21 protein-coding genes are annotated in these 19715 nt (G+C 74.1%); 8 read left to right on the top strand and 13 right to left on the bottom strand.

Annotation, left to right across the window (positions count from 1 at the left end; genetic code table 11):
* Window positions 1-9 precede the first annotated feature (9 nt).
* Genes ACH436_RS02305 through ACH436_RS02290 form a run of 4 tightly spaced genes read right to left on the bottom strand, consistent with a single transcriptional unit; the run spans window position 10 to window position 2154 of the window.
* Window positions 10-216 (bottom strand): hypothetical protein, encoded by a 207-nt coding sequence (locus ACH436_RS02305; protein WP_430558559.1) that lies wholly within the window; start codon window positions 214-216, stop codon window positions 10-12.
* Entirely contained in the window at window positions 213-1322 is a 1110-nt protein-coding gene (locus tag ACH436_RS02300; RefSeq protein ID WP_430558558.1) for a quinone-dependent dihydroorotate dehydrogenase, read from the bottom strand. Before ACH436_RS02300 ends, ACH436_RS02305 begins: the two co-directional genes overlap by 4 nt.
* Window positions 1319-1798: a hypothetical protein gene (locus ACH436_RS02295; protein WP_430558557.1), complete on the bottom strand. Its 480-nt coding sequence runs from the start codon at window positions 1796-1798 to the stop codon at window positions 1319-1321. The genes ACH436_RS02300 and ACH436_RS02295 overlap by 4 nt, the downstream gene beginning before the upstream one ends.
* Entirely contained in the window at window positions 1795-2154 is a 360-nt protein-coding gene (locus ACH436_RS02290) for a hypothetical protein (protein ID WP_430558556.1), read from the bottom strand. Before ACH436_RS02290 ends, ACH436_RS02295 begins: the two co-directional genes overlap by 4 nt.
* A 63-nt stretch (window positions 2155-2217) precedes the next feature.
* On the opposite strand from ACH436_RS02290, the gene ACH436_RS02285 reads away from it, so the two are divergent.
* Window positions 2218-3708 carry a leucyl aminopeptidase gene (locus ACH436_RS02285; RefSeq protein WP_430558555.1) on the top strand — a complete coding sequence of 497 codons (1491 nt, stop codon included), beginning with the start codon at window positions 2218-2220 and terminating at the stop codon, window positions 3706-3708.
* 64 nt (window positions 3709-3772) lie between these two features.
* Here the strand turns inward: ACH436_RS02285 and ACH436_RS02280 are convergent, their stop codons facing one another.
* Together ACH436_RS02280 and ACH436_RS02275 are read right to left on the bottom strand one after the other, a co-directional pair.
* Window positions 3773-4522 carry a class I SAM-dependent methyltransferase gene (locus ACH436_RS02280; protein WP_430558554.1) on the bottom strand — a complete coding sequence of 250 codons (750 nt, stop codon included), beginning with the start codon at window positions 4520-4522 and terminating at the stop codon, window positions 3773-3775.
* Window positions 4523-4542: 20 nt separating this feature from the next.
* A complete protein-coding gene (locus ACH436_RS02275; protein ID WP_430558553.1) occupies window positions 4543-4887 on the bottom strand; it encodes an oxidoreductase in 345 nt (114 codons plus the stop codon).
* A gap of 251 nt (window positions 4888-5138) precedes the next feature.
* Between ACH436_RS02275 and sucB the strand changes: the two genes are divergently transcribed.
* Window positions 5139-6926, top strand: coding sequence for a 2-oxoglutarate dehydrogenase, E2 component, dihydrolipoamide succinyltransferase (gene sucB, locus ACH436_RS02270; protein ID WP_430558552.1), 1788 nt, complete (start codon window positions 5139-5141; stop codon window positions 6924-6926).
* Window positions 6927-7009: 83 nt separating this feature from the next.
* Here sucB and ACH436_RS02265 read toward each other — a convergent pair whose 3' ends face one another.
* The gene (locus ACH436_RS02265) at window positions 7010-8377 is read right to left on the bottom strand and encodes a hypothetical protein (protein ID WP_430558551.1); all 1368 of its coding nucleotides are present in this window, start codon (window positions 8375-8377) and stop codon (window positions 7010-7012) included.
* Window positions 8378-8436: 59 nt separating this feature from the next.
* Entirely contained in the window at window positions 8437-9525 is a 1089-nt protein-coding gene (locus ACH436_RS02260; RefSeq protein ID WP_430558550.1) for a Gfo/Idh/MocA family protein, read from the bottom strand.
* A gap of 151 nt (window positions 9526-9676) precedes the next feature.
* On the opposite strand from ACH436_RS02260, the gene ACH436_RS02255 reads away from it, so the two are divergent.
* Window positions 9677-10027 carry a hypothetical protein gene (locus ACH436_RS02255; RefSeq protein WP_430558549.1) on the top strand — a complete coding sequence of 117 codons (351 nt, stop codon included), beginning with the start codon at window positions 9677-9679 and terminating at the stop codon, window positions 10025-10027.
* Here ACH436_RS02255 and ACH436_RS02250 read toward each other — a convergent pair.
* Window positions 10008-12305, bottom strand: a complete 2298-nt coding sequence (locus tag ACH436_RS02250) for an MMPL family transporter (RefSeq protein ID WP_430558548.1) — start codon at window positions 12303-12305, stop codon at window positions 10008-10010. The two genes, ACH436_RS02255 and ACH436_RS02250, sit on opposite strands and share 20 nt — an antisense overlap.
* A 112-nt stretch (window positions 12306-12417) precedes the next feature.
* Between ACH436_RS02250 and ACH436_RS02245 the strand changes: the two genes are divergently transcribed.
* The 4 genes from ACH436_RS02245 to ACH436_RS02230 all read left to right on the top strand — a co-directional run bounded on the left by ACH436_RS02245 (window position 12418) and on the right by ACH436_RS02230 (window position 15522).
* Window positions 12418-12933, top strand: coding sequence for a MarR family winged helix-turn-helix transcriptional regulator (locus ACH436_RS02245; protein ID WP_430558547.1), 516 nt, complete (start codon window positions 12418-12420; stop codon window positions 12931-12933).
* Between the two features lie 19 nt (window positions 12934-12952).
* On the top strand, window positions 12953-13633 hold the full coding sequence (lipB, locus tag ACH436_RS02240) for a lipoyl(octanoyl) transferase LipB (RefSeq protein WP_430559134.1): 681 nt from the start codon (window positions 12953-12955) through the stop codon (window positions 13631-13633).
* A 117-nt stretch (window positions 13634-13750) separates the two neighbouring features.
* The gene (lipA, locus tag ACH436_RS02235; protein WP_430558546.1) at window positions 13751-14761 is read left to right on the top strand and encodes a lipoyl synthase; all 1011 of its coding nucleotides are present in this window, start codon (window positions 13751-13753) and stop codon (window positions 14759-14761) included.
* Window positions 14762-14772: 11 nt separating this feature from the next.
* Window positions 14773-15522: a DUF4191 domain-containing protein gene (locus tag ACH436_RS02230; RefSeq protein ID WP_430558545.1), complete on the top strand. Its 750-nt coding sequence runs from the start codon at window positions 14773-14775 to the stop codon at window positions 15520-15522.
* Between the two features lie 106 nt (window positions 15523-15628).
* Here ACH436_RS02230 and ACH436_RS02225 read toward each other — a convergent pair whose 3' ends face one another.
* Window positions 15629-16084 carry an RDD family protein gene (locus ACH436_RS02225; RefSeq protein WP_430558544.1) on the bottom strand — a complete coding sequence of 152 codons (456 nt, stop codon included), beginning with the start codon at window positions 16082-16084 and terminating at the stop codon, window positions 15629-15631.
* A 189-nt stretch (window positions 16085-16273) separates the two neighbouring features.
* Here ACH436_RS02225 and glnA point away from each other — a divergent pair, with 189 nt between their 5' ends.
* Entirely contained in the window at window positions 16274-17698 is a 1425-nt protein-coding gene (gene glnA / locus ACH436_RS02220) for a type I glutamate--ammonia ligase (RefSeq protein ID WP_430558543.1), read from the top strand.
* A 130-nt stretch (window positions 17699-17828) separates the two neighbouring features.
* On the opposite strand, the gene ACH436_RS02215 is transcribed toward glnA, so the two are convergent.
* From ACH436_RS02215 to ACH436_RS02205, 3 genes are all read right to left on the bottom strand, one after another.
* Window positions 17829-17969, bottom strand: coding sequence for a hypothetical protein (locus ACH436_RS02215; protein WP_430558542.1), 141 nt, complete (start codon window positions 17967-17969; stop codon window positions 17829-17831).
* Window positions 17970-18181: 212 nt separating this feature from the next.
* Window positions 18182-18475: a hypothetical protein gene (locus ACH436_RS02210; RefSeq protein WP_430558541.1), complete on the bottom strand. Its 294-nt coding sequence runs from the start codon at window positions 18473-18475 to the stop codon at window positions 18182-18184.
* 53 nt (window positions 18476-18528) lie between these two features.
* Window positions 18529-19704 carry a bifunctional 2-methylcitrate synthase/citrate synthase gene (locus ACH436_RS02205; RefSeq protein WP_430558540.1) on the bottom strand — a complete coding sequence of 392 codons (1176 nt, stop codon included), beginning with the start codon at window positions 19702-19704 and terminating at the stop codon, window positions 18529-18531.
* Between the last annotated feature and the right edge of the window lie 11 nt (window positions 19705-19715).

Below are 19715 nucleotides of genomic sequence, written 5' to 3'. Positions count from 1 at the left end.
CGCTCGCCGTCAGACCGACGGCAGCACCACGCCCGGCGTCGCCTGCGAGCCGTCGTGCAGCAGGCGGGCCAGGGTCGCGCCTGCGGCCGCCAGCTCCCGCCAGTGCTCCCCGAGCCACTGCTCCGCGTCGTACTGCGTCGTGAAGACCGGGCTCGGCACGCTCAGCGCACGGCCGTCGGCGTCGTCCAGCGCCCACTCCCACCGCGGCCGGATCATGCTGCGCTCCCGGAGGCGCCGTCCCCGCGGTCGATGCTGCCGGCCGCGACCGACCCGCGCGTGCGCGTCAGCGCGCGGTTGACGCGCGACGGCCAGAACGGCCCGGAGTAGATGAACGAGGTGTAGCCCTGCGTGAGGTCGGCCCCCGCCCGCAGGTAGGCGCGCACGTCGTCGGCGCTCGCGATGCCGCCGACGCCGATGATCGCTGGGTCTGGCCCGAGGCGCTCGCGCAGCCGCGCGACGACCTGGAGCCCGCGGCGGAGCAGCGGTGGGCCCGACAGCCCGCCCGGACCGCGGTCGTGCCCGATGGTCGTGTTCACGGCGACGACGCCGTCCAGGCCGAGCTCCGTGACCAGGTCGGCCACGGCGTCGACGTCGTCGTCCGCGAGGTCCGGGGCGATCTTCACCAGCAGCGGCACCCGGCGCGTGCCCGCGGCGGCGGTGGCCTCGTCGGCCGCGGTGCGCGCGGCCGTGAGGATCGGGCGGAGCTCGGCCGTGGTCTGCAGGTCGCGCAGCCCCGGGGTGTTCGGGGACGAGACGTTCACCACGAGATAGTCGGCCCACGGGGCAAGCTCGCGCGCGCAGGCGGCGTAGTCGTCGGCCGCGGCCTCGGCGGGCGTCGTCTTGTTCTTGCCGATGTTCGCGCCGACGACGACGGCACGGCCCGCGGGCGTGGCGCGCAGCTCGCGCAGCCGGGCCGCCGCGGCGGCGGCCCCCTCGTTGTTGAACCCCATGCGGTTGCGGATGCCGCGCACGTCGAGCTCGCGCCACATGCGCGGCGTCTCGTTGCCGGGCTGCGGCCGGGGGGTGACGGTGCCGATCTCCACGAACCCGAAGCCGAGCATCGTCAGGCCGCGGATCGCGCGGGCGTTCTTGTCGAACCCGCCCGCCAGGCCGAACGGCGCGGGCACGGTGCGGCCGAGCACCTCGATGCTGCCCGGGCCGCCGCTGCCGCGGCCCAGGTACGGGGCGAGGGCGCCCTGGACGACGTCCCGCACGACCGGGACGCGCCCGGCCAGCGAGATCGCGCCGAACGCGAGCTCGTGCGCGCGCTCGGGGTCCATGCGGCGGAACACGCCGTTGAAGAGCAGGGAGTACGGGCTCATCGGACCTCCGGGTCGGGGGCTGCGGGCGCGGGCCTCGTCGAGGCGTCGTCGTCGGGCGTCGCGCTCGGGCGGGTGCGCCACAGCCACCACAGCCCGACGAACGGCAGCACGAGCGGCACGTAACCGTAGCCCTGGCCGAAGCCGGACCACACGGTCGTCTCGCCGAAGACGTCGGGTGAGGCCGCCGAGGCGGCGCCCACCGCGAGCACGCCGACGGCCTCGAAGCCGACGGTCACCCAGGCGACGACGCGCCAGCGCGGCCCGCCCTTGGCGAGCGCGACGGTCGCGAGCACGTACACCACGGCGGACAGGGTGGACAGGGAGTAGGCGACGGGCGCCTCGGAGAACTTGGTGGCCAGCTCGTACGACGACCGGCCGATCGCCGCGAAGGCGAGGATGCCGTAGACCGTGACCAGCAGACGGCCGAAGCCGGAGCCCGTCCGCCGCCCGCCCGGGGCGGGTGCGGTGCCGCTCATGCCGCCCCCCAGATCTGCCAGAGCCGCCAGTCGAGGAAGGCCACCGTGAGGGCGGCGACCGCCAGCACCACCGACGACCACTTGGTGCGCTCCGCGAACGCCCAGATCGCCGCGATCGGCAGCACCACCAGCGCGGTGGCGACGTAGCCCCAGAACAGCGGCCCGTCGACCGGGTGGTCACGCGTGACCATGAGGACACCGGCCACCACGGCCTGCACGACGACGAGCGCCTCGACGACGGCGGCGCCGATGAGCTGCTTGAGGATCACGGCGCGGTCCTGGACGACGAACCACAGCGCCCACCCGGCGAGCGCGGCGCACGCCAGCAGGACGACGATGAGCAGGGGAAGGACCACGCCCGCAGACTACCGGCCGCCGGCCGCCCGACGGCCGCCGCGGGTCGGGGATAGCATCGGCGCGTGGCAGACCTCACCCTTACCGGCAAGAATCCCAGCTCTCTCAAGGTCGACGCGCTCGTCGTCGGGACGTGCTCCACCTCGGACGGCGTGGCCGTCGTCGCGGACCAGCTGCCCGAGGCCTTCGTGCGCCAGATCGAGACCCTCGCCCCCCGCCTCGGGGTCAGCGGCGCCCGCGACGAGGTGCGGCGCGTGCCCGCCGGCGACGGCGTCGCCGCCGACGTCGTCGTCCTCGCCGGGCTCGGCGAGCGCGCCTCGGACGGCACGTTCCCGCACGAGGTGCTGCGGTCCGCGGCCGGCGCCGCCAGCCGGGAGCTCGCCGGGACCGCCACGGTCGCCGTGGCGCTGCCCGCGGTGGACGAGGACGAGCTCGGCGCGGTCGTCGAGGGCGCGCTGCTCGGCGCCTACTCCTACACGCGGTACCGCACCGGCAAGGACACCAAGGGCGCCGTCGGCAGCATCCAGGTCGTCACGCCGTTCTCGCGTTCCGGGCGTGCCAAGGCCGCGGTCGCGCGCGCCGAGGTGCTCGCCGCGGCCGTGCACGGCACCCGCGACCTGGTCAACGACGCGCCGAACGAGCTGTACCCGGCGGCCTTCGCCGACGCGGCCCGCGCCGCGGCCAAGGGCGTCAAGGGCGTCAAGATCACCGTGCTCGACGACAAGCAGCTCGCGGCCGGCGGCTACGGCGGCCTCGTGGGCGTGGGTCAGGGCTCGTCGCGCGGGCCGCGCCTCGTGAAGCTGTCGTACGCGCCCGCCAAGGCCACCGAAAAGGTCGCCATCGTCGGCAAGGGCATCACGTTCGACACCGGCGGCATCTCGCTCAAGCCGCCGGCCAGCATGCCGACCATGAAGTCGGACATGGCGGGCGCCGCCGCCGTGCTGCACACGGTCCTCGCGGCCGCGCGCCTGGGCCTGCCGGTCGCCGTGACGGGATACCTGTGCCTCGCGGAGAACATGCCGGGCGGCAACGCCCAGCGCCCCGCCGACGTCATCACCATCCGCGGCGGCAAGACCGTCGAGGTCACGAACACCGACGCCGAGGGCCGCCTGGTCATGGCGGACGGGCTCGTCGCCGCCGTCGAGGACGGGCACGACGTCGTCCTGGACATCGCGACCCTCACCGGCGCCCAGATGGTCGCGCTCGGCAGCCGCACCTCCGGCGTCATGGGCACCGAAGCGGTGCGTGACGAGGTCAAGGCCGCGGCCGACGCCGCCGGCGAGCCGTTCTGGCCGATGCCGATGCCCGCCGAGCTCAAGGCGGGCCTCAAGTCCACCGTCGCCGACATGGTCAACTCCGCCCCCAGCCGCTGGGGCGGCATGCTGTTCGCGGCGCACTTCCTCGCCGAGTTCGTCGGTGACACCCCGTGGGCGCACCTCGACATCGCCGGTCCGTCGTACAACGAGGGCTCGTCGTTCGGGTACACGCCCGCCGGCGGCACCGGCGTCGGCGTGCGCACGATGCTCGCGTTCCTCGAGGGGCGCGCCGGCGCCTGACGCCGCCCCCGACGCCGACGGCGCCCGCTCACCGTCCCCGGTGGGCGGGCGTCGTCGCGTCGGCTCAGGTCGCGCGTGCCACCGCCCACCGGAACGCGTTCGCCAGACGGTAGCCCCCGCCCGCGGTGCGGAACGGTGCCGCGGCGGTCAGCACCGCCGGCGCCAGCTCGGCCATCGTCGCCTCGTCCTCGCCGAGCAGGACGCCGCGCACCAGGCGGTCGTCGTCGGGCACGGCCCAGGGGACGTCGACGACGCCCGCGGCCACGACGTCGAGGCCGCCGCCGGCGAGCGCCGCCTCGAGACCGCCCGCCGCGCGCAGCGGGCCGTCGGGCGGCACGTCCTCCTCGTAGGCCGCGGCGACGGCGCGCTCGACGACGTCGAGGTCGTTGCGCGCGCCCTCCGCCCAGCTCGCGATCCCCACCCGGCCGCCCGGGACCAGCACGCGGGCAACCTCGGCCAGGGCGTCGTCGACGTCGTCGGCGAACTGCAGGGCGTTGACCGCGAGGACCGCGTCGAAGGAGTCGTCGGCGAACGGCAGGTGCTCGACGTCGCCCTCCCGGACCGTCGCGCCGGGGTTCCGCTCGCGCGCCCTGCCGGCCATCGCCGGGGCGGGGTCGACGCCCGCGGCGACGGCGCCGGCGCGCACGAGGTGCCCGACCAGCTCACCGGTGCCGCATCCGACGTCGAGCACGCGTGCTCCCGGGCCGACCCGCGCCGTGGTGAGCAGCGGCTCCCACACCGGCGCGGCGAACGAGCCCCACAGCTCGGCCCACGCGTCGGCCACCTCCGACCAGCGCTCGCCGCCGCCGTCCATGCCGCTGCTGCCCGCCCTGCTCAGTGCTTGCGCCGCTGCGCCGACGTCCAGTCGCGCATGCGCTGCGGGTAGCCGGTGAACCGCACGTTGTAGACCGGCACCCCCAGCGACCGCGCCACCTCGAAGCCGGTCCGCTCGTCCGGGACCCGGCGACGCGTCCACTCGCCCGTCGTCGCCACCAGCAGGACGGTCGTCGGGGTCTGCGCGTTCGGCGGTTCCACGTAGGCCTCCACGCCCACCCGGGTGCGGACGAACTCCTGCAGGTGGGCGATCGTCTCGCCCCTCGACCCCGACGACGGCGGTGCACCGGGGGCCGGCGACGACGACCTGCCCAGCAGGCGTCCCAGCGAGGTCCTGAGCGACATGGCGCGAGACTACCTCCGCCGTCGGCGTCACGGTCAGGAGACCGCCCGGAGGTGTCCTGGAGGTCATGGGGCGGTCAGGTGTACCCAGCGTCACACCAACCCGGACCCCCGAACGATTGGGGCGCACCCTGTGGAGGTGACAAGATGGCAGGCAGTGACCAGAACGCGGCAACCCCATGTGTCGCGGGCCGGCAAACCGGCTCGCCTCGGCTCGTCGCCTGACCCACTGATCGAAGGAGACTCCACAGGTCATGTCTGAGAACGTGCAGCTCCCTGCACTCGGCGAGTCCGTCACCGAGGGCACCGTCACCCGATGGCTCAAGGCCGTCGGCGACACCGTCGCCGTCGACGAGCCCCTGCTGGAGGTCTCGACCGACAAGGTCGACACGGAGATCCCCTCGCCGGTCGCCGGCGTGCTCGAGCAGATCCTCGTCGAGGAGGACGAGACCGTCGAGGTCGGCGCCAACCTCGCCGTCGTCGGCGACGGCTCCGGTGCCGGTGGTGGCGACGCCGCCCCGGCCGCCGAGGCCCCCGCCGCCGAGCCCGAGGCCCCCGCGGAGCCCGAGCAGCCCGCCGCCCCGGCCGAGCCCGAGCCTGCCCCGGAGGCCCCGGCCGCCGAGGCGCCCGCCGCCGAGGCTCCCGCCGCCGGTGGTGGCGAGGGCACCGAGGTGACGCTGCCCGCGCTGGGCGAGTCCGTCACCGAGGGCACCGTGACCCGCTGGCTCAAGGCCGTCGGCGACTCGGTCGAGGTCGACGAGCCGCTGCTCGAGGTCTCGACCGACAAGGTCGACACCGAGATCCCGTCGCCCGTGGCGGGCACCGTGCAGCAGCTCCTCGTCGAGGAGGACGCGACCGTCGAGGTCGGCGCCGTCCTGGCGATCGTCGGCTCCGGCGCCGCGGCCCCGGCCGCGCCCGCCGCGCCGGCCGAGCCCGAGCCGGCGAAGGCCCCCGAGCCCGTGGGCGCCCCCGAGAAGCCGGAGCAGCCCGCTGCACCGGCCCCGGCCGCCGAGACCCCGAAGGCCCCCGCACCCGCTGCTCCGGCCCAGGCTCCGGCTCCCGCCGCCCCGGCGGCCCCCGCCCCGGCCTCCGCTCCCGCGGCGGGCAAGGGCTCCTACCTCACGCCGCTGGTGCGCAAGCTGGCCGCGGAGAAGGGCGTGGACGTCTCGGCCATCCAGGGCACCGGCGTCGGCGGCCGCATCCGCAAGGAGGACGTGCTCGCCGCGGCCGAGAAGGCCGCCGCCCCCGCGCCCGCTGCTGCGGCCGCTCCCGCCGCGGCCCCGGCCGCCAAGGCTCCGGCCACGCTGCCGGTCTCCCCGCTGCGCGGCACCACGGAGAAGATGTCGCGGCTGCGCAAGATCGTCGCCGAGCGCATGGTCGAGGCCCTGCACACGCAGGCCCAGCTCACCACCGTGGTCGAGGTGGACGTCACCAAGGTCGCCAAGCTGCGCGCGAAGGCCAAGGAGTCGTTCAAGGCCCGCGAGGGTGCGAACCTCACCTACCTGCCGTTCTACACGCTGGCCGCGGTCGAGGCGCTCAAGGCGTTCCCGAAGATCAACGCCTCGATCGACCAGGACAAGGGCGAGATCACCTACCACCCGGCGGAGAACGTCGGCATCGCCGTCGACACCGAGCGCGGCCTGGTCGTCCCGGTCATCAAGAACGCCGGCGACCTCAACCTGGCGGGCATCGCCCGGCAGATCGGCGACCTGGGTGCCCGCACCCGGGCCAACAAGGTGGGCCCGGACGAGCTGTCCGGCGCGACCTTCACGATCACGAACACCGGTTCGGGCGGCGCGCTCATCGACACGCCGATCGTCCCCGGCGGGCAGGTCGCGATCCTCGGCACCGGCACGATCACCAAGAAGCCGGCCGTCGTGACGGGCCCGGACGGCGAGGAGACCATCGCCATCCGCCAGTTCGCGTACCTGTTCCTCTCCTACGACCACCGCCTGGTCGACGGGGCGGACGCCGCGCGGTTCCTCACCGCCATCAAGGCACGCATCGAGGAGGGCGCGTTCGAGGCCGAGGTCGGTCTCTGACCGCTCCCCGTCCCTGACCGACGAAGGGCGTCCCGGCTGCGGCCGGGACGCCCTTCGTCGTCGAGGCGGCACCCGGAGCCGGGTCAGGACACCTCGGCGACCCGCCAGCCGTCGCTCGTCCAGGCGAGCCGCAGGGTCGCGGAGCGCACGTCCGTCGCGGGGACCGCGGTGACGGTGCCGTCGGCGGCCACCTGCTCGTGGGCGCCGACCACGTAGCGCACGACCACGTCCGCCTCGTCGCCCAGGTCCCGCTCGACGCGCGCGCCCTCCACCCGGGCCTCGGCGCCACGCACGCGCGTACCGGCGCGCTCCGCCTCCTCGAGCAGCGCGGCGTCGGCCTCGTGGGCCGCCGACCCGGGCAGGTCCACGGCGCCCAGCGCCCCGCAGTCCGTCGCCCCGTCGGCGAGCAGCACGACGCGGCGGCGGGTGAGCTCCGCGGCCGCGGACGCGGGGTCTGCGCGCTCCTGCGTGGGGTCCGGCGCCGCCGGTGACGCCGCGTCCTGCGCGGTCACGGCCCCCTGCCCCACGCTCTCCCCCGGCCCGGCACCGGGACCGGCCGCGTCCCCGGGGCCCTGCACCTGGAGGGCGACGGCCGTCAGCACCCCGACCACCCCGACCGCGCCGACCACGCTGACGACGCCGAGCGCCCGCCGCGGGCGAAGGGCACGCCGGGACGGCAGGAGGCGGCGCGACGACCTGCTCGGCGGTCGCCCGACGGCGCGACCGTCCGTGTGCCGGACGGCTCGGCGCCGGCCCCGCCCTCCCGCCGCCGACGCGGGCCCCTGTCCTGCCTCCGGCGTAGGGGGCCGCCGTCCGAGGGACGCCGCCGCGAGCGCGGCCGGCTCGGGCAGGCGCACGGGCTCGCCCGGCACGGCGGCGTCGGCCTGGGCCGCGAGCGTGCCCGCCTCGGGACGCACCCGCGGGTCCGGCGCGGACGCCGGGGCGAGGACGGCCCGCAGCGCGACCGCGTCGTCGTCGCTGCGGTCGCCGAGCAGCTCGGCGACGAGCGTCGCGAGGGCGTGCACGTCCCCCGCCTCGCCGGCCACGGGGTCGGACTCGCCTCCGTCGGCGCCGACCCCGTCCGGGGAGCCCCCGCCCGGCGCGGCACGCGGTCGCAGGAGCGCGTCCCCGCCGGGGGCGAGCACCACGTCCTGGGCCCGCAGGCTCCCCTGCCTCAGGTCCGCGCTGTGCAACGCGGCGAGCCCCCGGGCGACCGCGACGAGGACGCCCGACGCCTCCCGTGACGTGAGCCGTCCTCGGACGGCGAGCACGGTGGGGAGGTCGGTCGCCCCGCCCCCGCGCCGCAGCACAAGGCTCCCGTCGTCGCCCACGTCCGCGGCGACCACGGGCTCCACGCACGGGTGGCGCAGCGAGGTGAGCGTGCGCACCCGTTCCAGGAGGGCGTCGCGCGCGCCGGCGTCGGTCGGGATCGGCAGCGTCTCGGTCGGCACCCGGCCATCGAACACCCTCGGCGCGCCCGGCCGTCGCCGTCATCCACAGGCACGCGGTCTCAGAGGGCGACGCGACGCCCTTCGCGGGCGGACACCCGGGCGGCGTCCAGCACCTCGGCGGTGCGCACCGCGTCGGCGGGGTCGACGGGCGGGGGCTCCTCCCCGTGCAACCACGGACCCAGCGCCCGGTAGAAGTCCGCGTGCCCACCCGGTGCCGCCGGCACGGCCCTCCGATCGCGGCCGCGCGTGAACCAGCCCACCGAGCCCTCGGGCGCGTCGTCGTCCAGCGGCTCGAGCGGAGAGGCGTCCTGCTCGAACGTCGTGACCAAATAGGCGCCCTGCGACCCGAGCACCCGGGTGCGGGGGCCCGGCGCCCCGACGACCGACCCCGCCCAGAGCCGCGACACCACGCCGTGCGGGCTCGCCGCGCGACCCCCGCCGGCCTCGTGCTGCAGCACGAGGAAGACGTCGTCCTCCGTCGGCGTCGTGAGCCTGCGGGTCTGCGCCCAGACGGACTCCACACGGCCGAACAGCTGGGTCGCCGAGTCCACGAGGTGCGGGCCCAGGTCGAGCAGCAGCCCGCCGCCGACCGGGTCGTTCTCCTTCCACCGCTGACGCGGGACCGGCCGCCAGCGCTCCCACCGCCGCTCGAACGTGTGCACGTCGCCCAGCTCTCCCGCGTCGAGCAGGCTGACCAGGGCGAGCTGCTCGGGGTCCCAGCGCCGGTTCTGGAAGACGGTGAACGGGGTGCCGGTGGCGGCCGCCTCCTCGACGACGGCGCGCGCCTGGTGCGCGTCGAGCCCGATCGGCTTGTCGAGCACGAACGGGATCCCAGCGCGGGCGAGGGCCGCGGCCTGCTCGGCGTGCAGGGTGGTGGGGCTGGCGACGACGACCAGGTCGTAGGAGCGGCGAGCCGCGATCAGCTCGTCCAGGTCCGACACCAGCCTGGCCCCGGGCCAGTCCCCCGCGGCCTGGTTGCGCCGTCCGGGGTCGCGCGTCACGACGGCCGTGACGGGCAGCCCGGCCTCCGCGGCCAGGCGGGCATGGATCTCCCGGCCCGCTCCCCCGTACCCGACGATCGCCAGCCGCGGCGGTGCCGCCGTCGCGCCGTCGGTCGCGCCCGCCACTGTCGCCTCGTCCGTGACCATGCCGTCCATCGTGCCCGACGCCGCGCCTCGCGCCGCGGCACCGCCCCGGCGAGCCATGCGGCTGCCGGTGGTGGGCAACCGGCACCTCCCGTAGACCGGAGGTGGGCCGGTGCACGGCCCACCGACGGGTCGACCGGAGGGAGCCACGACGATGGCGACACGACTGAACCAGCCCGGCCTGGAGCAGGCCCGCGCCCTGGTGCGCGAGGGCCGCGTGGTGCGCGACGAGCGGGACGACTGGAGCGAGCACGCCCCGGGCGCCGACGCGGAAAACCGCTTCGTCGACCGCGAGGGCTGGACCGAGTTCCGGCACTGGCACCTGGGCGTGGACGACGACGAGAACCCCGAGACGAAGCAGGCGGTGTCGTTCCCCTACGGCGATCTGTCGAAGGTCCACCGGTGCGCGGTGGTGTCGCTGGAGAGCCGGGCGGGCCAGTACGACCACACCGACATCCGGGACGCCGCCCGCGCGCTGCTGGAGCTCATCGACTCGACGGCGTGACCTCGGACGCGGGCGCGGGCGCCGTCCCGGACGCGCGGCGGCCCAGCCGGGACGGCCACCAGACCCGGTCACCGACGTCGTGCACGAGCGCGGGCACCAGGAGGCTGCGCACGACGAGCGTGTCGACGAGCACGCCGAACGCGACGATGACCGCGAGCTGCGCGAGGAACAGCAGCGGGATCACGCCGAGCGCGGCGAACGTCGCGGCGAGCACGACGCCGGCCGACGTGATGACCGAGCCCGTCACCGCCAGCCCCCTCAGCACGCCCCGGCGGGTGCCCACCTGCAGGCTCTCCTCGCGCACGCGGGTCATGAGGAAGATCGAGTAGTCCACCCCGAGCGCCACGAGGAAGCAGAACGCGTACAGCGGCACGGCCGGGTCGGCGCCCGGGAAGCCCAGCACGTGGTTGAACAGGAGGGCGGCGACGCCGAGGGCGAACCCGAACGAGAGCACGTTCGCCGTCATGAGCAGCACGGCGGCGAGCACCGACCGCAGCAGCAGCACGAGGATCAGGAGGATCACCACGAGCACCACCGGCACGATCACGCGCAGGTCGTGCTGGCCCGCGAGCTGCGTGTCGAGGCGCTCGGCGGCCGCACCTCCCACCAGCGCGTCCGGGCTGACGTCGTGCACCGCGGTCCGCAGCGCGGAGACGGTCTCGACGGCCTCCTGGCTGTCGGACGGGGCCTCGGTGGTGACGTCGACGCGCACCTGCCCGTCCACGACGAGGGGGTCGCCCTGTGCGGGCATGCCCGGCGCGGTGGCCGGCTGGTCCGTCACGACCGTCGCGGCCGTGATCCCGTCGGTGTCCTTCGCGGCCTGCACGATCGCGTCGGCGTCGTCCTGGGGCGCGACGACGATCGCGGGCTGCGCGGAGACACCCTCGAAGTGGCGCGTGAGCGCCTCCTCGCCGTCGACCGAGTCGACCTGCGTGAGGAACACCTCGGAGTCGCCGGTGCCGTTCGCGTCGAGCGTCGGAACGAACGCGGCACCGGCCGCGAGCACGACGGCGGTCACGACCCACACGACGCGGTCGTGGCGACCGACGAACGCGGCGACGCGGGACCACACGCCGTGCCCGGCGATCTCGACGTGCGTGTCGTCCGCAGTGCCCGCAGTGCCCGCAACGCCCGCTCTAGCGACGGCGGTGGTGGCCGTCGTCGGGTCGACGGGCTCCGGCGCCTCGGGGGCGTCGGAGTGCCGGCCGAGCGCGTGCGGGACCCGCGGCCAGAAGACCCAGCGCGCCCGGCGCCCGCCGACGAGCAGCATCGCCGGCAGCAGCGTCATCGCCGACAGGAAGGCCGCGACGATGCCGATGGCCGCGACCGGCCCGAGGCTGCGGTTCGAGGACAGGTCGGACAACAGGAGGCACAGGAGACCGACGATCACCGTGCCCGCGCTGGCCGCGATCGGCTCGATCGAGGCGCGGACGGCGCGCCGCATCGCGGTGTACGGGGAGGCCGTGGCCCGCAGCTCCTCGCGGTACCTCGCCACCAGGAGCAGGGCGTAGTCCACCGACGCGCCCACCACGAGGATCGACAGGATGCCCTGGGACTGGCCGTTCAGCGTCAGCACGTCGTTCGCGGCGAGCTGGTAGACCACCAGGCCGGCGAGGCACAGGGCCAGGACCGCCGTGAAGATCACGACGAACGGCAGGACGGGCGAGCGGTACACGAGCGCGAGGATCACCAGGACCGCGCCGAGGGCGACGAGCAGCAGCACGGTGTCGATCGCGCCGAACGCGCTCACCAGGTCCGCGACGAAGCCCGCGGGCCCCGTCACCCAGGAGTCGAGCCCCGTCCCCGCGAGGCCGCCGTCCGCGACGTCCGACTCGGCGAGCGCGCGCAGCGCCCCGACCGCGAGCTCGGAGCCGCTCGTCTCGTCGGCCCCGAGATCCTCGGACGCCTGGGCGGCGTCGAGCGAGACGACGACCAGAGCGGCCTGCTTGTCCTCGGACGGCACCACGACCGGGTCCGCGATGCTGAGGTCTCCCACGGTGCGCGGCTCGTCGCCCGAGGTCCCCTCGAGGGGCGCGTCGGCGATCGAGTCCGCGAACGCCTGGACGTCGGCGAGCTGTTCGCGCGTGAGGTCGGAACCGTCGGAGGTCTCCGCGACGACCAGGGCGGGCAGCGTCTCGGAGTCCGTGAACTGCTCGGCGAGCTCCGCGGCCTGCGTGGACTCGGCGCTCGCGGGCAGGAACGCCGCGTTGTCGTTGGTCTGGACGCTGCTCAGGTTGCCCTGGGCCTGCCCACCGAACGCGCCGATGGCGAGCCACACCCCGATCGCTGCCAGAATGACGAGGCCTCGCAACAGACCTCGACCCCGATCGCCCCGCGCCCTATTACTCAGCATGCTGAGTATTCTGAGGTGCGACCCTGGGAGGACGCAAGTGCAGCACGACGACGCTCACGGCAGCGCACCCACGCGTGACGGCGGGACCCACGCGTGGCCGGACGCCGTCGACCCCACGAGCGACGACCCCGCCGAGTGGCCCACCGGCAGGCTGCTGTTCACCGTCGTGCGCCGCATCGAGCACGACTGGAACGCCCACCTCGCCGGCTGGAACCTCAACCACGCGGGCTTCCCCGTGCTGTTGCACCTGTTCGCCGGCCCGCGCACGCAGCGCGAGCTCGCGGCGCTCAACGGCGTCACCGAGCAGACGATGAGCCGTATCGTCGCCCGGCTCGAGCGCGCCGGGTACGTCACCCGCGGCGACGACCCGCGGGACCGCCGCCGCCGCGCCGTCGCGGTCACCGACACCGGGCGCAGGGCCGCCGCGGAGGCCGGCCGGCTCCAGCCCGCCGAGGACCTCACCGCCCGGGGGCTCGGCGACGACGACGTCGCACGGCTGCGTGAGATCCTCGTCACCCTGGTGCGGACGCAGCGCGGGGCCGACCAGGACTAGCCTCGGCCGGGTGGACGTGATGACGCTGCCCGGACTGACCGACTACCACGAGGCGTGGGAGCTCCAGCGCCTCGTGCACGCCGACGTCGTCGCCGGCGACCGTCCCGACACGCTGATCGTCGTGGAGCACCCCGACGTCTACACCGCGGGCCGGCGGACCCACCGCGACGAGCGCCCCACCGACGGCACCCCGGTCGTCGACGTCGACCGCGGCGGCAAGATCACCTGGCACGGCCCCGGGCAGCAGGTCGTCTACCCGATCCTGCGCCTCGCGGAGCCCATCGACGTCGTGGCCTACGTGCGCGCCCTCGAGGAGGCCGTCATGGAGGTCTGCGCGGGCGTCGGGCTCCCCACGATCCGGGTCGAGGGCCGCACGGGAGTCTGGCTCGCCGCCGACGCCACGCGGCGCGAGCGCAAGGTGTGCGCGATCGGCGTGCGGACCGCGAAGGGCGTGACGATGCACGGCATCGCGCTCAACTGCGACCCGGACCTCAGCCGGTTCGACAGCATCGTGCCGTGCGGCATCACCGACGCCGACGTCACCTCGCTGACGATCGAGACGGGCCGCCGCGTGACGCTCGACGACGTCCGCACGGTGCTGGTCGACGCCCTCGGCCGCCACCTCGACCCGCTGCGGGCGGCCACACACTCCACCGCCGCCGAGCCCGGCGGTGTTGCTGAGGTCACGTCCACACGGTGAGCAGGCCCCCGCACCGGGACGCGCCGCTCCCGTAGTCTGACCAGGTCCGGCGGTCAGGGTCCGCACAGGCCAGGCCCGCCCGACGTCCACCTGCTCGACGACGACCGGGAGACACCCGTGACGATCGCACCCGAGGGCCGCCGCATGCTGCGCATCGAGGCCCGGAACGCCGCCACCCCCATCGAGAAGAAGCCCGAGTGGATCAAGACCAAGGCCACGATGGGGCCCGAGTACCGGGAGCTCAAGGGCCTGGTCAAGGGCGAGGGCCTGCACACGGTGTGCGAGGAGGCCGGCTGTCCCAACATCTTCGAGTGCTGGGAGGACCGCGAGGCCACGTTCCTCATCGGCGGCGACCAGTGCACGCGGCGCTGCGACTTCTGCCAGATCGACACGGGCAAGCCGGCGGACTTCGACGCCGACGAGCCGCGCCGCGTGGCCGAGTCCGTGCGCACGATGGGGCTGAAGTACTCGACCATCACCGGCGTTGCGCGCGACGACCTGGCCGACGGCGGCGCCTGGCTGTACGCCGAGACCGTGCGCCAGATCCACGCGCTCAACCCCGGCACCGGGGTCGAGCTGCTCATCCCGGACTTCAACGCCATCCCCGAGCTCCTCGACGTCGTCAACGAGTCGCGGCCCGAGGTCATGGCGCACAACGTCGAGACGGTGCCGCGCATCTTCAAGCAGATCCGCCCCGCGTTCCGCTACGAGCGCTCGCTGTCCGTGCTCACCCGGGCGCGCGAGGCCGGCCTGGTCACCAAGTCGAACCTCATCCTCGGCATGGGCGAGACTCTCGACGAGGCCCGCGACGCGCTGCAGGACCTGCACGACGCCGGCTGCGACCTCGTGACGATCACGCAGTACCTGCGGCCGTCGCTGCGCCACCACCCCGTCGACCGCTGGGTGCGCCCCGAGGAGTTCGTCGAGCTGTCCGACGCGGCCGAGGAGATGGGCTTCCTGGGCGTGATGGCCGGGCCGCTGGTGCGCTCGTCGTACCGCGCGGGCCGCCTGTGGGGCCAGGCGATGACGCGCCGCGGCCTGCCCATCCCGGACTCGCTCGCGCACCTCGCGGAGCCGACGACGTCGCGTCAGGAGGCCGCGAGCCTCCTTGCGCCGCGGGCCCACTAGACTGGTTGACCATGGCCCGCACCAAGTCCGACGCCGGCGCGCCCGCCGACGCCACCGGTAAGCAGAAGAAGCCCAAGAAGCAGCGCTGGTACCACCAGGTGTGGGCCGCGTACCAGATGACGCGCAAGCAGGACCCCACGGTGACGTGGCTGATGCTCGGCGTGTTCGTCGGGATCCTCGCGGTCGTCGCCGCGATCGTGCTGCTGCTCGACCTGCCGACCGGCTTCCAGATCCTGTACATCGTCGTGCTCGGCGTGCCCTTCGCCGCGCTGGGCGCGATGTTCACCCTGACGCGCAAGGCCGAGAAGGCCGCCTACACGCAGATCGAGGGCCAGCCCGGCGCCGCCCGCGCCGCCCTCGGCACGGTCCGCGGTGGCTGGGAGTTCGCGGACGAGCCGGTCGCGATCAACCCCCGCACGCAGGACTTCGTCTTCCGGGGCGTCGGCCGTCCCGGTGTCGTCCTCGTCTCGGAGGGCCCGTCCCACCGGGTGCAGCGCCTCCTCGAGGACGAGCGCCGCAAGACGGCGCGCGTGCTGCCGAACGTGCCGATCACCCTCATCCAGGTCGGCAACGAGGAGGGGCAGGTCCCGCTCCCCAAGGTCGCCAAGAAGGTGCAGAAGCTCAAGCGCACCCTCACCCGGCCCGAGGCGGACCAGGTCAAGAAGCGGCTCAAGGCGCTCGGTGGCGCCCGCCTGCCGATCCCCAAGGGTGTCGACCCGATGAAGGCGCGGCCGGACCGCAAGGGCCTTCGCGGGCGCTGACCGGCGTCCCCACGAGATCGACCCACCCGCCGCGAGATCGACCCACCGAGGGTCGACGTCGCGACGGGTGGGTCGATCTCGTGACAGCCGGCGTGCTCGTAGGGCGTCAGCGCCGCACGAGCACCGTGCCCGCCGCACGGTCGTGCAGCCCGCGCCCGTCGCCGTCCCACACGACGGCGGGGATCACGAGGCACAGGAGAAACGTCCGGACCGCGCCGCGCACGAACCCGGGGGCGACGCCGTCGGGAGCGCCGAGCGTCCGCACCTGCATCCCGAGCAGGCGGTGGCCGATCGTGAAGCCGACGGTGCTCACGAGCAGCAGGTTCTCCAGCGCGAAGACGCCGAGGGTGACCCAGGAGTTGAGCTCCGCGAACGACGCCGGGCTCGTCACCAGGTAGGCGATCAGTGTCGCCACCGCCCAGTCCACGACGAGCGCCACGGCCCGGCGTCCGAGCCGGGCGAGCGACCCGGAGCCGGTCTCGGGGAGGCCCAGGCGTCCGCTCCCGGCGTCCTCCCGCCGTCCGCCCTCGAGCCACGAACCCATGTCCTCCCGCGATGCCATGCGTCAAGGCTACGCGGCGCTCCGGGCGCGACCGCCGTAACGTGTTCGAAACAATCGCGCCATGCCGGAGAAACGCCGCCGCCCTACGGTCGTGGTCGTCGAGCGGTGAGCACGAGCCCGCCGCACCCGTCCTTCGGAACCGTCCGGCGGCCCCGACCGAACGGCACCATCCACGCAAGGAGTGCATGCATGTTCACGAACGCCGAGGAGGCCATCGCCTTCACCCGTCGCGAGGGGGTGGAGTTCATCGACGTCCGCTTCATCGACCTGCCGGGCGTGATGCAGCACTTCAACATCCCCGTGGAGCAGTTCTCGGAGGACTCCTTCACCGAGGGCCTCATGTTCGACGGCTCGTCGATCCGCGGCTTCCAGGCGATCCACGAGTCCGACATGAAGCTGGTGCCGGACGTCACGACGGCGTACCTGGACCCGTTCCGCAAGCGCAAGACGCTCATCGTGAACTTCTCGATCGTCGACCCGTTCACGGACGAGCCCTACGCGCGGGACCCGCGCACGATCGCCGCCAAGGCGGAGGCGTACCTGAAGTCGACCGGCATCGCGGACACGGCGTTCTTCGCCCCCGAGGCCGAGTTCTACATCTTCGACGACGTGCGCTTCTCGACGAACCAGCACGAGAGCTTCTACAGCCTGGACTCCGTCGAGGCCGCGTGGAACACGGGGCGCGAGGAGGAGGGCGGCAACCTCGGGTACAAGACCCGCTACAAGGGCGGCTACTTCCCCGTCTCCCCCAACGACCAGTTCGCCGACCTGCGTGACGAGATGTGCGCGGTCCTGGCGGAGGTCGGGCTCGACGTCGAGCGCGCGCACCACGAGGTGGGCACCGCCGGCCAGCAGGAGATCAACTACCGGTTCAACACCCTGCTGCACTCGGCCGACGACCTGATGAAGTTCAAGTACGTCATCAAGAACGTCGCCTGGCAGCACGGCAAGACCGTCACGTTCATGCCGAAGCCGATCTTCGGCGACAACGGCTCGGGCATGCACTCCCACCAGTCGCTGTGGCTGAACGGCGAGCCGCTGTTCTACGACGAGAAGGGCTACGGCGGCCTGTCCGACACGGCCCGCTGGTACATCGGCGGCCTGCTCAAGCACGCGCCGTCGCTGCTGGCCTTCACCAATCCGTCGGTGAACTCCTACCGCCGCCTGGTGCCGGGCTACGAGGCCCCGGTCAACCTGGTCTACTCGGCCCGCAACCGCTCCGCCTGCATCCGCATCCCGGTGACCGGCTCCTCGCCGAAGGCCAAGCGCGTCGAGTTCCGCGTGCCGGACCCGACGGCCAACCCGTACCTCGCGTTCGCTGCGCAGCTCCTCGCGGGCATCGACGGCATCAAGAACCGCATCGAGCCGCCGGCGCCGATCGACAAGGACCTGTACGAGCTGCCCCCCGAGGAGCACGCGCAGATCGCCCAGGTGCCCGCGTCCCTCGAGGAGGCCCTCGACAACCTCGAGCGCGACCACGAGTTCCTCACGCAGGGCGACGTCTTCTCCGAGGACCTCATCGCCACCTGGATCGACTACAAGCGCAGCAACGAGATCGACCCGATCCGCCTGCGCCCGCACCCCCACGAGTTCGAGCTGTACTACGACATCTGATCGGCGGCCCTGGTAGGGCCCGCTGACGTCGCCCGAACGGCGGCCCACCCTGCGGGGTGGGCCGCCGTCCGTCGTCTTCTCGCCGACACGGCACGGCAGCCGGGCGCAGGGAGAGCGTCGGCGGAAGCCCTCAGGCCATCCGCCCGATCGGCGGCACCCGACCGTCCGTCGGCCGGTCCTTCCCGCACCGGGCGCAGAGGAGGTACTGGGAGTCCTCGTTCTGGCGTCGGAGCCACTTGTGCATACCGAGCATGCAGCGCACGTCCCTCATGACGTGCTCCTCTCGACGGCGCGGACGCGGCGACGGCCGCCACGGGTCGCAGTCTCAGGCTAGGTCGCGGGCGGCCCGCTCGACAGCCGTGCGCGACGGCACCGGCACGACGGCCGGCCACCGCGAGGGGCTCGCTCCTTCGTGACGCCCCTCGCCGTCAGCGCGTGACCGGTGCGTCGCCGACGGCGATGCGCCGGTAGCACCTCTCCTGCTCAGCGCCGCCTCACCGCGCCCGCCCACAGCCAGACAAACCCTTCCCGTCCGTGGGAGTCGACGTAGCGCACGTGCACCTGCGCGTCGGTCCAGGCCGTCGCCTCCCCGTCCACGAGCTGCTCGCCGGACTGGCGAGACGTGATCCAGGCGCGCACGGGGATCCCGCGCTCGGGGCGCGTGACACGCGCGCCGTCGCGGGACCTCCCGGGCGCTCCCTCCGCGGCGTCGCGCAGGGGCACCCTGTCGATCGGGCCGTGCGGCCCTTCGGTCCTGTCACGTCGCCTGCTTGCCACGGAAGCAGGATAGCCCTTGTTCGAACACCTGTTCTATCGCCCGAGGGTGAGGATCACCCTGCCCGCTCCACCTCGCGGGTCGCGGCGGCGAGCGCGGCGTCGTCGGGCACGTAGCCGGCGACGTGCCGCTCGGGCACGCCGTCGTAGGCGCTGAGCGGCCGGATCAGGGCGTTGGAGGCGAGCTGCTCCTGGACGTGCGCCGTCCAGCCCGCGATGCGCGACGCGACGAAGATCGGGGTGAACAGCTCGGTGTCGAAGCCGATGAGGTGGTACGCGGGTCCCGACGGGTAGTCGAGGTTGGGGTAGATGCCCTTGCGCCCCACGAACTCCGCCTCGAGCGCATCGTAGAGGTCCGCCAGGTCGGGGCGGTCGTAGTGCTCGACCAAGGTGTCGAGGGCGGTCTTCATGGTCGGCACGCGCGAGTCGCCGCGCTTGTAGACCCGGTGGCCGAAGCCCATGACCTTCCGCTTCTCGGCGAGCGCCTCGTCGAGCCAGGCGGACGCGCGGTCGGCGGACCCGATCTCGGCGAAGGTGTGCATGACGGCCTCGTTCGCCCCGCCGTGCAGCGGGCCCTTGAGGGCACCGATCGCGGCCACGATCGCGCTGTAGTAGTCCGACAGGGTCGAGGCCACGACGCGCGCCGCGAACGTCGAGGCGTTGAACGAGTGCTCGGCGTACAGGGTCATCGAGACGTCGAACGCCCGGCACGCGACCTCGTCAGGCTCCTCGCCGAACGACATCCATAGGAAGTTCGCGGCGTAGCCCAGGTCGTCGCGCGGGGCCACGGGCTCCAGCCCACGACGGCGGCGCTGGACGTGGGCGACGACGGTCGGCAGCTGCGCGTACAGCGTGAGCGCCTTGTCGAGGACGGCGTCCGGCGCGTGGTCCCAGGCGTCCGGGTCGTCGGTCCCGAGGATGCTCACGGCCGTGCGCACCACGTCCATCGGGTGGGCTCCCGACGACAGCCCGTCGATCACCCGCACGAGGTCGGGGTCGAGCGCGCGCCGGCGCCGTTCCGCCGCCGTGAAGCGCGCCAGCTCCTCGGCGTCGGGCAGCTCACCGTGCCACAGCAGGTGGACCACCTCCTCGAACGAGGAGGTCGCGGCGAGCTCCTGCACCGGGTACCCGCGGTACAGCAGAGAGTTGGTCGCGGCGTTGACGGACGAGACCGCGGTGCGGTCGACCGTCACCCCGGCGAGGCCCTTCTTGATCTCGACGGTGTCGTTCATGGTCGCTCCTT

It is taken from the genome of Isoptericola sp. NPDC019693 (assembly GCF_044389085.1).
GTDB lineage: Bacteria > Actinomycetota > Actinomycetes > Actinomycetales > Cellulomonadaceae > Isoptericola.
This window is presented reverse-complemented; position numbering and strand designations above follow the sequence as displayed.